A 12,007-nucleotide genomic window follows, 5' to 3' on the forward strand; every position below is an offset into this window, starting at 1 on the left:
ACTGAAACCGCCGCCATGAAAGGGCGAATGCGGGTGCGCGGTGGCTCTGTCAGCAGGTGTCAGCAGCCGCGGAACTGCTCGGGATTTTTCAGCGCGGCGGTTGCCTCTTCGCCTCTCCCGCTTGCGGGAGAGGCCGGATTTGGAGCGTAGCGACAAATCCGGGTGAGGGCTGTCTCCGCTTGTACAGACCCATGTTGTGTGACCGCGTCAACGCGCGTTGTCGGTCACCGCATTCGCGGAGGCGCCCCTCACCCGGCGCTGTGCGCCGACCTCTCCCCGCAAGGGCGGGGCGAGGTGGACTCGCGGCGACACCAACGGCTCAGCAGGCGGGCGACGTCTTCTCGACGATGTTGAGATGAATCCCGCCGCAGCCGGTGCAGCGCATTGCCCAGTATTCGGCCCTACCGGGAATGACGCGGAGCAGGGCGAGCTCGGCCTTGCATTCCGGGCAATTGTTCAGGAACGGCCGCGCGGGCGGAGGTGACGGCGCCGGCTCGGCTTCGCAGCGCGGCGCGACCACGGCGGTGCCGATTATCGCGAAGTCGGCGACGATTCGGTTGAGATCACCCCATAGCGCCGGCCGTAGCGGTCGATCTGCGCTTTCGCGTGGGCGATCGCCGCATCCCGATCGGACCACGCAAAGCCGAGCTCGAGTGTCGGAAACGAGATGCCATCGATGACGACCGGCTCGCGATCGGCTCGTTGAATCCTGGCGTGCCATAGCCCCTTCCCTGCCTCGAATGAGTTGATCTCAAAGGCTCCGTAAATCATGCCTGCGATCCCAGGTTTTTCCCGCGGGGGACCAAAGCACGCCCTGGGCGGCGAACTTTGTGAACTGGATCACACTGCGCAAGAATCTTTCGTTACAGGCGCGCGGACCGGTGCGGAAGTCGCGTGACGAGCTCACTCCCTCCGGTAAGGCGCGCAAATGTATCGCTCCGTTGATGTGCAGACTCGGGAAAAGCTCGGCGCGGTTGGTGAATGCCATGCAACAACTCGTTCGCAATCATCTTCGGTGTGAGAGCGACCAGGAGAACTCTGACCTTGGACATGGCGTTTTCCATCAACGCGACCAGGGGGTCGTCAAATATAAATGCAACCAATAATTGTTTATTATTGCCAGTCTTGGTCGCGCTGTCCAGCCGTCAGGGCTGCGACAATGTGATCACTACCTGCCCGTCTCGTCCCTCACGAGGGATCGCTGCCCCTTGGCCCGCGTGGCGGGCTCGGCCGCGGCGCGGATGATCCAGCGGCGGAAGGCGGCAAAGTCGCGCTGACCGGTGCGGAAGCCGTGATAGACGAGGTACCAGCGCATGCCCTTCGGCACGCTCAGCTCGAACGGGGCCACCAGCCGTCCCGCAGCGAGGTCGTCGTCGATATAGGGCCGGATTCCCATTGCCACCCCGAGGCCGTCGACGGTCGCCTGCAGCGCCTGGCCGTAGAACTCGAATTCGGGCCCGCGCGCCGTGATCCGCGCGACCCCGGCGGCCTTCAGCCATTTCGGCCAATCGTCCGGCGAGTGCGCGACACGGAGCAGGCTTCTCCCCTTCAGGTCGCTCGCGCGCTTGAGCTGGCTCGCCAGCCGCGGCGCGCACACCGGGAGGAGATCGGCGGCGAACAGCGGCTCGGCCACCAGCCCAGGCCAGTCGCCGTCCCCGAGCTTGATGCCGCAGCTCCAGTCGTCGCTGAACGGCTCCGGCGCCGCGGCGCCCCCGGTGGTGATGCGGACCTCGATCTCGGGCTCTTCCTTCTGGAAATCGGCAAGCCGCGGGATCAGCCATTTCATCGCAAACGTCGGCCCGACGCCGATAGTCAGGACACGGACGCTCGCGGGCGCGGTGACCTGCGCCGTCAGGCTCGCCAGCGCATCGAAGATCGGCGTCAATCCGCTCTGGTAGAAGCGGCCGGCCGTCGTGGTGACGAGGCGGTTTGCCTTGCGCTCGAACAGCGCCACCCCGAGCCGTTCCTCCAACAGATGCACCATCCGGCTGATCGCGGCGGCCGTGACGTTGAGTTCGGCGCCCGCGGCGGCAAAGCTGCCGGTGCGCGCCGCAGCCTCGAATGCCTTGATGCCGTTGAGAAAGAGCAGCCGCCGCAAGCCTGTTACCCTCAGGAAAACTGATGCCAGGAGGAGATAACTCAGTTTGCACCGCGTGTCCAAGCGGGGCACAACAATGAAGATAAGATCTGAGGTTGAGTCGGTGCGGCTCGCTCCACCTCGCCCCGCTTGCGGGGAGAGGTCGGATCGCATCGCAGATGCGATCCGGGTGAGGGGGAGTCTCCGCGAATCCGTCTCTTACCGTCTTTGCCGAGACAGCCCCTCACGCCAACCCTCTCAGAGCGAGCTCTGCTCGTCTCGGCCCCGTAAGAACGGGGAGAGGGAGAGGAAACAGTTTGCCGCGTATCGATCCGAGTTCGCCTCAGTGGAGATTTTCGTGAGCCCGCTTGTGATTGCAGCCCTTGGCGTGCTGATGGTCGCGACGGCATTCCTGTCGGGGCTGTTCGGCATGGCCGGCGGGCTGATCCTGATCGGCGTGCTGCTCACCATCCTGCCGCTGCCCTCGGCGATGGTGCTGCATGCGATCACGCAGATGGCCAGTAACGGTTGGCGCGCCTTGCTGTGGCGGGCGCATATCCGCTGGCGGCCGGTCGCGGTCTACCTGATCGGCTGCGGCGTGGCGCTGGCGATCTGGTCGGCGGCGCGCTACGTGCCGGACGCGCCGATCGCGCTGCTGCTGCTCGGCATCACGCCGTTCATGGCCCGGCTGATGCCGAAGAGAATCAAGCCGAACCCTGATAGCATCTGGCAGGGCACGTTCTACGGCTCGGTCTGCATGGGGCTGATGCTGATGACCGGCGTCTCCGGCCCGCTGATGGACACCTTCTTCCTCGGCGGCAATTTCGGCCGCCGCGAAGTGGTCGCGACCAAGGCGACCTGCCAGGTGGCGAGCCATTTCACCAAGCTGATCTATTTCGGCGGCATCATCGACCAGGCCGCGACGCTCGATCCGGTGTTGGCGGGCGTGGCTGTCGCGGCCTCGATGCTCGGCACCACGCTGGCGCGGCGAATCCTTGAAGCGATGAGCGACGCGCAATTTCGCACCTGGGCGAACCGGCTGATCACGACGGTTGCAAGCTACTACATCCTCTATGGCGGCTGGCTGCTCGTCGCGCGTAACAGCGCGATGGCGCATTGACGGATTAAGTCCGATGGCGGAGGCGACGGATGCGTTGGTGCTCGATCTCGTCGAATGGATCGCGCGTGAGCCGCGGCCTTATGCCGAGGTGATCGAGACCTGGCGCACCTCGTGTCCACGGCTGACGATCTGGGAAGACGCCGTCGACCGCGGCTATGTCATGCGCCGCCCGACAGTCGAGGGTTTGCGGGTCGTGGTCACCGAAACTGGCGAACGATTCCTGCGCGAGCACGGCCGCGCTGGCTGAGCTGGCTTGGTGCCGCACGACAGCGCAGTGGCAAACGCTCTACCTGGCGAGGTGCGGGCGGATGATCTCGATCATGCGGTCGGCCGAGGTGCCCGGCGGGAAGAAGCCGAGATAGCCGCCGTCGCGATCCATCAGATAGATGAACGCGGTGTGGTCGACAGTGTAGTTGTCTTTCCCAAGCGGCACCTTGGCGCTGTAGACCTTGTAGGCGTCCGCTGCCTTGCGTATCGCATCAAGGCTTCCGGTCAATCCGATCAGGCGCGGATGAAACAGCGGCACGTATTCCGCCAGATGCTGCGGCGTGTCGCGTTCGGGATCGACGGTGATGAACAGGGGTTGCACCTTGTCGGCATCATTGCCGAGCCGGTCCATCGCAAGCCCGATCGCCTGCAGATCGGTGGGGCAGACATCGGGGCAATAAGTAAAGCCGAAATAGACCAGCATCAGTTTCCCGCGGAAATCGCGCTCGGTGCGGATATGGCCGGTGTGGTCGACGAGCTCGAACGGCCCGCCGACCGGCTCCCGGTTCCACATCAGGATGTCCATGATCTCAGCCGCCGATCGCGCCGGCGCATCGCCCGCGCAGGCAGGTGCCAGCATCAGCCACAGGCCGATGCCGACGCTGCTGATGGCGCGCAGGATCATGCGCCGAAGGACAGGCGGCTGCCCGTCGTGGTGACGAGCACCTTTTCGCCCATCTGCGCGCTTGCCTCCTGGACGAAGTTCAGCCCGCTGCAATGCATGGGCACCACGACATCGGGCTCGAGTTTCTTCATCTCGGCCACGACCTCGGTGAGGTAGTCCTTCGGAGCCGGTCCGAGATGGAAGCCGCCGACGACGGCGTGCACCTTCTGGATCCCTGAGACCTCCTGCGCCTGCTTCACCGAATTGACGATGCCGACATGGCCGCAGGAGCTGATCACCACCAGCCCCTTGTCTTTCACGTTGAAGCAGGTCGCATGCTCGTGGATGTGCTCGTCCGGGACGATCCTGCCGTCCATCTCGGCCGGCAAATAGTGGCCGGTGTTGCAGCCGAGCCCATCCTTCATGCCGAACTCGACCCAGGTCTGCGGCAGGATACGCTCGATGCTGCGGCGCGTGATCTTGCCCGTCGTGAACGCATGGCCGGCGATCACGGTCGGCGTTTCGCAGAGGACGGTCGTGACCTTATGCGCCGCAAGCTCGCGGCGGTCGAGCGTGCCGAAATCGGCGAACTGGCCCTTGGTCGGCGTCGCGTTGACGCGATGGCAGAAATTGTCCTCGCCGCCGGCGTAGAGCTTCACGTCCGCCGGAAGCTTGCCGCGATATTTATCCAGGAAGCCGATCAGGCCGCCGAAATGATCGTAGTGCCCGTGGCTGACGATCAGCGCGTCGAGCTTCGCCGGCTCGACGCCCACCAGCTCCATATTGTTGATGAGCACGTCGGGCGTGTAGCCGTAGTCCAGCATCAGCGTGCGCCGGGTGTCTGCGGCCTGAGATTCCAGCCACAGCGACAGGCCCCATTCATTGTGCAGCGACTTGCGGAAGTCGGCGCTTCGTGCCGGCGGCGCGATCGATACGCCGTTTGCCTGTTTCGGGCGGAAGAACATGTCGTAGCTGCTGTCGACCAGCACGCGGATCGACAGTCTGTCGACGGTCGGCACCTCGATCGGCGCTGCACTCGCGATCTCGACGCAGGAAAATCCGCCGGCAGCCGCGATGCCGGCGAGCGCGGCTGAACCTTTCAGAAAATCACGTCGTGGCAAATCTCTCGTCATCGAATCCTCCCAGACGACATTCTGGCTGCAAAGAGCGCTCAAGCGTAGGACCGAGGCGAGCCCGCCTCAATCGCGCGGCGGTGCACCCGCCGATCAAATTCGCGCGCATGGCGCCAAGAAGCGGATTGACTTGCCAGGGGTTCTGCGAGATTCATGCATTCGCATCTTTCTTGGATGCGCATTCCCCTCCCAGCCGCAGGATCATGCCCATGATCGACCTCCATTACTGGACCACGCCGAACGGCCACAAGATCACGATGTTCCTCGAGGAGACTGGGCTCGACTACAAGATCATCCCGGTCAACATCGGCAAGGGCGAGCAGTTCACGTCGGAATTCCTGGAGATCGCGCCCAACAACCGGATTCCTGCGATCGTCGACCATGCGCCGAAGGGCGGCAGCAAGCCGATCTCGCTGTTCGAGTCCGGCGCGATCCTGCTCTATCTCGCCGAGAAGACCGGCAAGTTCCTGCCCGCCGATCTCTATGGCCGCTACGATGCGATCCAGTGGACGTTCTGGCAGATGGCCGGCCTCGGGCCGATGGCGGGGCAGAACCATCACTTCCGCAACTATGCGCAAGAGAAGCTGCAATATGCCATCGACCGCTATGTGAACGAGACCAACCGGCTCTATGGCGTGCTCAACAAGCGCCTCGCGGACCGCGAATTCGTCGCCGGCGACTATTCGATCGCGGATATGGCGAGCTATCCCTGGGTTGTCGGCTACCAGAACCAGGGCCAGAACATCGACGATTTCCCGCATCTGAAGCGCTGGCTGGAAACGATCCGGGAGCGGCCCGCCACGGTGCGCGCCTATGCCAAGGCGAAAGAGGTCAATCCGAATTTCGGCCAGCCCGCGATCCGCACCGAGGAGGAGCGCAAGATCCTGTTCGGCCAGACCGCGGCGGTGGTGCGGTAGCGCTGCTGTCGCCGTCATTGCGAGCCACCGGGTCGGCGCGTAGCGCCGCCCGATGACAGGCTCCGCGAAGCAATCCATGTTGCCGCGTGCGGAAGCGTGGATTGCTTCGTCGCTTGCGCTCCTCGCAATGACGGCTAGTCTGACGGCCGACATCAGCGGGATTGATCCATGGCCATGAAACTGTTCGAACTCGTCGGCACTGATACGTCCCGTCCGTTCAGCCCGTATTGCTGGCGCATACGGATGGCGCTGGCGCACAAGGGGTTTGGCGCCGAGTCGATCCCCTGGTGCTTCACGCACAAAGAAGCGATCGCGCCGCACAAGTCCGACAAGGTGCCGGTGCTGCTCGACGGTGACACCACGGTGACCGATTCCTGGGCGATCGCCAATTATCTCGAGGACACCTATGCCGACCGTCCCTCGCTGTTCGGCGGCGAGGGCGGCCGCGCCATGGGGCGGATGCTGAACTGGTGGGGCGACGTTACCGTGGTCGGCGGCATCTTCCCGCTGATCGTCGCCGATATCCCCGCGCATCTTGCGCCTGACGACGTCGCCTATTTCCGTAGGACGCGCGAGGCGCGGCTCGGCAAGTCGCTGGAAGAGGCCGCTGCGACCCGCGACCAGGCAGTGGAAGGCTTCCGTAGGAGTCTCGATCCGCTGCGGCTGACGCTGCGGACCCAGGCCTATCTCGGCGGCGACAGGCCGAACTACGCCGATTACATCGTGTTCGGCGGCTTCCAGTGGGCACGCGTCGTGAGCCCGTTCAAGCTGCTGGTCGAGAGTGATCCGGTCTACGCCTGGCGCGAGCGCCTGCTCGACGCCTTCGACGGCATGGCGCGGAAGTCGCCGGGCTTCGAGGTCTAGAGTTCACCGTCATTGCGAGGAGCGAAGCGACGAAGCAATCCATGTCTTCACGCGCGGAGAGATGGATTGCTTCGCTGCGCTCGCAATGACGAGTGTTACAGCGCGCCGCGTTCCCGCAGCATCGCCAGCGCCGCGTTGAGGTCTGGCAGCACCGCGGCGCATTTGGCGCGCGTTTCCTCGGTCGGCGGGATCATGTCCGGCACCATCAGCGTGATCGCACCGGCGGCGTGGGCCGCGGCCACGCCGTGGTTGGAATCCTCGATCGCGACGCAGGCTTGTGGCTTTACGCGGAGCCGTTGCGCAGCCAGCAGATACAGATCCGGGCTCGGCTTGCAGTGCGTGACGTCGTCCCGCGTCAGGATAGTGTCAAAGCGCGCGCGGATTCCTGCGAGCGTGAGGTGCTGGTCGGCAGAGCGGCGCGAGGAGGAGGTCACGATAGCCATCGGACATTGCGCGGACCGAAGCGCATCGAGCAGCTCGATGGCGCCGGCCTTCAGCGGCAGGCCTGCGCGAAACATTTCGTCACGGTTGGCGGCAAAAGCCCTGTTGATCTCGGCGAGCGGGAAATCGTCGCCGTAGCGCCTCACCAGCATCAGCTCGCACTCCGGTCCGGGAAGGCCGATCATGGCGTGACAGAGGGTGACGACATCGTCGGTATAGCCACGCGCGTTCAGCGCCGCGACCAGGCTGTCGAAATAGACCTTCTCGGTATCGAGCAGCGTTCCGTCCATGTCGAGCAGGACGGCGCTGATGTCCCAGCGGCTCGTCACGTCGCGGCCGCATCGGTTTGCTGGCTCGCGAGCGCGCGCAGGCAATCGGGGCACAGGCAGTCGCCGCCATCATGGGCCGGCATCGGCAGGCGGTAGGGTTCCGCCCCGCACCAGCATTCGCCTGACAGGCTGCAGGTGAAGGCGCCGCCGCAGCGTCTGCAGGAAAGCTGACGCGGGGTGCTTTCTTTCCGATTTGTCATGTAAGCGGCCGTTTTCCCATCGCTGAATTAATCCAGGGTTCATCCGGATGCGCGCTAAGATATTGCACAAACATAGACCGAGGACGCCCGAAGGGAAATCCGATGGCCCGCGATTCGCAAGCAGCCCTTGTTGCGCTCAATCGCTTCGGCTTCGGCGCCCGCGGCGGCGCTTCCGGCGATTTCGTCAATGCGGCATCCGATCCGCGCGGCTTTGTGAAGTCCGAACTCAATCGCGCCAACGCCGCGCTCCTGGAGATGCCCGGGCTTGCCTCGACGCCGGCGCTCGGCAAGGCGCTGTTCGACTATCAGTTCGAGATTCAGCAAGCGCGCGACGCCGCCCCGAAATCCGCAGCGACGGAAGCGCCATCGACGGACCCCAAAGCGCAGCGCCGCAATCCCTCGCTCTCCTCGATCGCAAAGGACATGACGGCCAAAGAGCCGCCGACACAACCCGCCGACGGCAATAATGCGAATGCCGCGATGGCGCCTGCGGGCGCGATGCAGCCCAATCCGCCGAAGCCTCCGCCGCAACCGCCCAATGTCATCCAGAAGACGTTTCGCACGGAAGCGCTGGCGCGCATCCAGCGCGCGAGCTTCGCCGATTGCGGATTCGTCGAGCGCCTGGTTGTGTTCTGGTCGAACCATTTCTGCATCTCCGCCAATAAGGGCGGGCTGGCGCGGATCTGGGCCGGCTCGTTCGAGCGCGAGGCGATCCGGCCGCATGTGCTCGGCCGCTTCGCCGACATGCTGAAGGCGGTCGAACAGCATCCGGCGATGCTGTTCTTCCTCGACAACCAGCAATCCTTGGGTCCGGACTCGCGCGCCGGCATCAACCGCAACCGCGGCCTCAACGAAAACCTCGCGCGCGAGATCATGGAGTTGCACACACTCGGCGTCGGCGGCGGCTACACGCAGGACGACGTCACCGCGCTCGCGCGCGTCATCACGGGCTGGACCTTTGCCGGCCGGCAGGGCCAGCTCGGTCCGCCCGGTACGTTTGTGTTCAACGCCAATGCGCATCAGCCCGGCGCGCAGCGCGTAATGGGCAAGGTTTACGAGCAGAGTGGCGTGGCGCAGGGCGAGGCCGTGCTCGCCGATATCGCCCGCCATCCTTCGACGGCAAAATTCATCGCCACCAAATTCGCGCGCCACTTCGTGGCCGACGATCCGCCGCCGGCCCTGGTGGCGCGGCTGCAGGATGTCTTCGGAAGGACCGACGGCGATCTGAAGGCGCTCGCGACCGCGCTGGTGGATTCCAGTGAGGCGTGGGACGCGCCGCTGACCAAGATGCGCTCGCCTTACGAATTCCTGATCGCCTCCGGCCGGCTGCTCGGGCGCAATCCCGAAGATCCCTCCCCCTATCTGGGCGGCCTCAACGTCCTTGGTCAGCCATTGTGGTCGCCCGCCGGGCCGAACGGTTTTCCCGACACCAGCGCGGCATGGGCCGCGCCTGAAGGCATGAAGCTGCGGCTCGATATCTCGGCGCAGATCGCCTCGCGCCTTGGCGACGGCATCGACCCGCGCGAGCTGCTCGACCTCGTCGCCGCGGATGCCGCCTCGCCGGACACGCGGCGCACCGTCGAGCGCGCGGAATCGCGGCAGCAGGCGCTGGCGCTGCTGTTGATGTCGCCGGAATTCCAGAGGAGGTGAGGATGCAATGCTGTGAAGGGCTGCGATCACAGGCCACCTCGCGCCGCTCTCTGCTGCTTGGCGGCGCTGCGTTCGCCGCCTGGGCGTACTTGCCGAAATTTGCGCGCGCGGCTGACGGAGGCGATCCGCGGCTGGTCGTGGTGATCCTGCGCGGTGCGCTGGATGGCCTTGCGACAGTGGCGCCGATCGGCGATCCCGATTATGCCGGCCTGCATGGCTCGATCGCGCTCCGGCCGGATGGCCCGAACGCAGCCGTCATGCTCGACTCCTTTTTCGGCCTGCATCCGGCGATGCCGGAATTCGCGCGAATGTATCGCGCCAAACAGGCTGCAGTGATCCATGCGGTCGCGACCTCCTACCGCGAGCGTTCGCATTTCGACGGCCAGGACGTGCTGGAAAGCGGCTTGGCCGGTCCGGGCAGGGTGCAATCGGGCTGGCTCAACCGCGCTCTCGAAGCGCTGCCGAAAGGCGAGCGCGTGACGCGCGCGCTCGCTGTCGGCCCGACGACGCCACTGGTGCTGCGCGGCGCGGCGCCGACCGTCGGCTGGGCGCCAGTCGCGCTGCCGCAGGCCGATGACGACACCGCGATGCGCCTGCTCGAGCTGTATCAGCATCGCGATCCCGCGCTCGCCTTGGCGCTCACGCAGGGCTTGCAGCTCGAGAAAGTCGCGAAAGGCGACGAGATGAAGCCGAAGCCCGGCACCAATGGCATCGGTGCGATGCGGCTGGTGGCGCGCGGCGCGGCGAAACTGATGGCGGCCGATGACGGGCCGCGGATCGGCGCGCTCGCCTTCGATGGCTGGGATACCCACGCCAAGGAGGGCGGGCCGGTCGGCCGTCTCGCGCAACTGCTCGGCGGCCTCGATGGCGCGCTGGCGGAATTCGAAGGCGGGCTTGGCGACCGCTGGCGCGATACCGTGATCGTGGTTGCCACCGAATTCGGCCGCACCGCGCGCATCAACGGCACCGAAGGTACCGACCACGGCACCGGCACCATTGCGCTGCTCGCCGGCGGCGCGGTGAAGGGCGGACGCGTGATCTCGGATTGGCCAGGCTTGAAGCCCGCCAATCTCTATCAGGGCCGCGACCTCGCGCCGACCACCGATTTGCGCGCCGTGATGAAGGGGGTGCTGCACGACCAGTTCGGCCTCGCCGACCGCGTGCTGGCGGAGACCGTGTTTCCAGACAGCCGCGCCGCCAAGCCGATGCAGGGGTTGATATCGTAAAACGCAGACCCCAGCCACACTGTCGTCCCGGCCTTGAGCCGGGACCCATAACCACCGGCTTAAGTGATGCGTGACGCTGCAACCGCTTGCTCGCGCCAAAACGCTTCCCTGTGGTTATGGGTCCCGGGTCAAGGCCGGGATGACGGCGTCGTGTGTCGTTAGCTCTTCGTAATCGCGTCGATCTGCGCGAGTTCTTCCACGCTCAGCGTCCAGTCGATCGCCTTGACGTTCTGCTCGACCTGCTCGACGCGGGTGGCGCCGGCGATCACGCTCGAGACTTGCGGGCGGGCGGCGAGCCAGGAGAAGGCGAGCTCCAGCAACGTGTGGCCGCGCTCCCTGGCGAAGGCCTGGAGCTTGTCGACGATGTCCTCGTTGCGCGGCGTGACGTAGCGGTCGCGCAGCATCGGCACCTTGCCAAAGCGCGTGTCCGCCGGCGCAGTGGCGCCACGCTGGTATTTGCCGGTCAGCAGGCCGCTTGCGAGCGGGAAGAACGGCAGCAGGCCGAGATTGTATTCCTGCGCGGCCGGCAGCAGGTCCTTTTCGATGTCGCGCACCAAAAGGCTGTATTCGTCCTGGCAGGAGACGAAGCGGCTCACGTTCATCGCACGCGCGACATATTCGGCTTCCGCGATGCGCCAGGCCGGGAAGTTCGAATTGCCGATGTAACGCACCTTGCCCTGCCGTACGAGATCCTCGAGCGCGCGCAGGGTTTCTTCGATCGGCGTCAGCGGGTCGTAATCGTGCTGCTGGTAGAGATCGATGTAGTCGGTCTTCAATCGCTTCAAGCTCGCTTCGACCGCCGACATGATGTAGCGCCGCGAGGCACCCTGCTTGGTGCCGTCAGTCGCCATCGGCTTGGAATATTTTGTCGCCAGCACGATGTCCTTGCGGCGATCGCCGAGCACGGTGCCGAGCACCGTCTCCGAGCCGCCCATGCCGGCATAGATGTCGGCGGTGTCGAACAGGGTGATGCCGAGGTCGAGCGCGCGGTGGATCACTTGGCGCGAGGTTTCGAGGTCGGTGCGCTGGCCGAAATTGTTGCAGCCGAGGCCGACGGCGGAAACGCGTAAGCCCGAGCCGCCGAGATTGCGAATTTGCATGGAGCGATCCGAAAATTGGAGGAAAGAGAATGTATTGTGGCCCGCACGCCAGTTCCTCGCAAGGCGGCGGCGGGCTCGC

General features: G+C 65.2%; 14 protein-coding genes. 6 read left to right on the top strand and 8 right to left on the bottom strand.

Annotated elements, in window-relative coordinates:
• Positions 1 to 319 precede the first annotated feature (319 nt).
• From ACZXDY_RS11695 to ACZXDY_RS11705, 3 genes are all read right to left on the bottom strand, one after another.
• Positions 320 to 520: a hypothetical protein gene (locus ACZXDY_RS11695; RefSeq protein WP_035690098.1), complete on the bottom strand. Its 201-nt coding sequence runs from the start codon at positions 518 to 520 to the stop codon at positions 320 to 322.
• Positions 521 to 531: 11 nt separating this feature from the next.
• Positions 532 to 771 carry a hypothetical protein gene (locus ACZXDY_RS11700; protein WP_464345583.1) on the bottom strand — a complete coding sequence of 80 codons (240 nt, stop codon included), beginning with the start codon at positions 769 to 771 and terminating at the stop codon, positions 532 to 534.
• A 397-nt stretch (positions 772 to 1,168) separates the two neighbouring features.
• Positions 1,169 to 2,098 (bottom strand): LysR substrate-binding domain-containing protein, encoded by a 930-nt coding sequence (locus ACZXDY_RS11705; RefSeq protein WP_464345584.1) that lies wholly within the window; start codon positions 2,096 to 2,098, stop codon positions 1,169 to 1,171.
• A gap of 337 nt (positions 2,099 to 2,435) precedes the next feature.
• Between ACZXDY_RS11705 and ACZXDY_RS11710 the strand changes: the two genes are divergently transcribed.
• A complete protein-coding gene (locus tag ACZXDY_RS11710; RefSeq protein WP_464345585.1) occupies positions 2,436 to 3,197 on the top strand; it encodes a TSUP family transporter in 762 nt (253 codons plus the stop codon).
• Positions 3,198 to 3,210: 13 nt separating this feature from the next.
• Positions 3,211 to 3,444 (top strand): hypothetical protein, encoded by a 234-nt coding sequence (locus tag ACZXDY_RS11715; protein WP_028163877.1) that lies wholly within the window; start codon positions 3,211 to 3,213, stop codon positions 3,442 to 3,444.
• A 39-nt stretch (positions 3,445 to 3,483) separates the two neighbouring features.
• On the opposite strand, the gene ACZXDY_RS11720 is transcribed toward ACZXDY_RS11715, so the two are convergent.
• Both ACZXDY_RS11720 and ACZXDY_RS11725 read right to left on the bottom strand, forming a co-directional pair.
• The gene (locus tag ACZXDY_RS11720) at positions 3,484 to 4,089 is read right to left on the bottom strand and encodes an SCO family protein (RefSeq protein ID WP_028163876.1); all 606 of its coding nucleotides are present in this window, start codon (positions 4,087 to 4,089) and stop codon (positions 3,484 to 3,486) included.
• A complete protein-coding gene (locus ACZXDY_RS11725) occupies positions 4,086 to 5,201 on the bottom strand; it encodes an MBL fold metallo-hydrolase (protein ID WP_464345586.1) in 1,116 nt (371 codons plus the stop codon). Before ACZXDY_RS11725 ends, ACZXDY_RS11720 begins: the two co-directional genes overlap by 4 nt.
• A gap of 209 nt (positions 5,202 to 5,410) precedes the next feature.
• Between ACZXDY_RS11725 and ACZXDY_RS11730 the strand changes: the two genes are divergently transcribed.
• A complete protein-coding gene (locus ACZXDY_RS11730) occupies positions 5,411 to 6,118 on the top strand; it encodes a glutathione binding-like protein (protein ID WP_464345587.1) in 708 nt (235 codons plus the stop codon).
• Between the two features lie 168 nt (positions 6,119 to 6,286).
• Positions 6,287 to 6,982, top strand: a complete 696-nt coding sequence (locus ACZXDY_RS11735; protein WP_464345588.1) for a glutathione S-transferase family protein — start codon at positions 6,287 to 6,289, stop codon at positions 6,980 to 6,982.
• Positions 6,983 to 7,077: 95 nt separating this feature from the next.
• Here the strand turns inward: ACZXDY_RS11735 and ACZXDY_RS11740 are convergent, their stop codons facing one another.
• Positions 7,078 to 7,752, bottom strand: a complete 675-nt coding sequence (locus tag ACZXDY_RS11740) for an HAD family hydrolase (RefSeq protein ID WP_464345589.1) — start codon at positions 7,750 to 7,752, stop codon at positions 7,078 to 7,080.
• Positions 7,749 to 7,952, bottom strand: coding sequence for a cysteine-rich CWC family protein (locus ACZXDY_RS11745; protein ID WP_464345590.1), 204 nt, complete (start codon positions 7,950 to 7,952; stop codon positions 7,749 to 7,751). Before ACZXDY_RS11745 ends, ACZXDY_RS11740 begins: the two co-directional genes overlap by 4 nt.
• A 102-nt stretch (positions 7,953 to 8,054) precedes the next feature.
• Between ACZXDY_RS11745 and ACZXDY_RS11750 the strand changes: the two genes are divergently transcribed.
• Both ACZXDY_RS11750 and ACZXDY_RS11755 read left to right on the top strand, forming a co-directional pair.
• Positions 8,055 to 9,602, top strand: coding sequence for a DUF1800 domain-containing protein (locus ACZXDY_RS11750; protein WP_464345591.1), 1,548 nt, complete (start codon positions 8,055 to 8,057; stop codon positions 9,600 to 9,602).
• Between the two features lie 2 nt (positions 9,603 to 9,604).
• Positions 9,605 to 10,828 (top strand): DUF1501 domain-containing protein, encoded by a 1,224-nt coding sequence (locus ACZXDY_RS11755; protein WP_464345592.1) that lies wholly within the window; start codon positions 9,605 to 9,607, stop codon positions 10,826 to 10,828.
• A gap of 158 nt (positions 10,829 to 10,986) precedes the next feature.
• On the opposite strand, the gene ACZXDY_RS11760 is transcribed toward ACZXDY_RS11755, so the two are convergent.
• Positions 10,987 to 11,928: an aldo/keto reductase gene (locus ACZXDY_RS11760; protein ID WP_464345593.1), complete on the bottom strand. Its 942-nt coding sequence runs from the start codon at positions 11,926 to 11,928 to the stop codon at positions 10,987 to 10,989.
• Positions 11,929 to 12,007 lie beyond the last annotated feature (79 nt).

The organism is Bradyrhizobium sp. LeoB3, assembly GCF_055456055.1.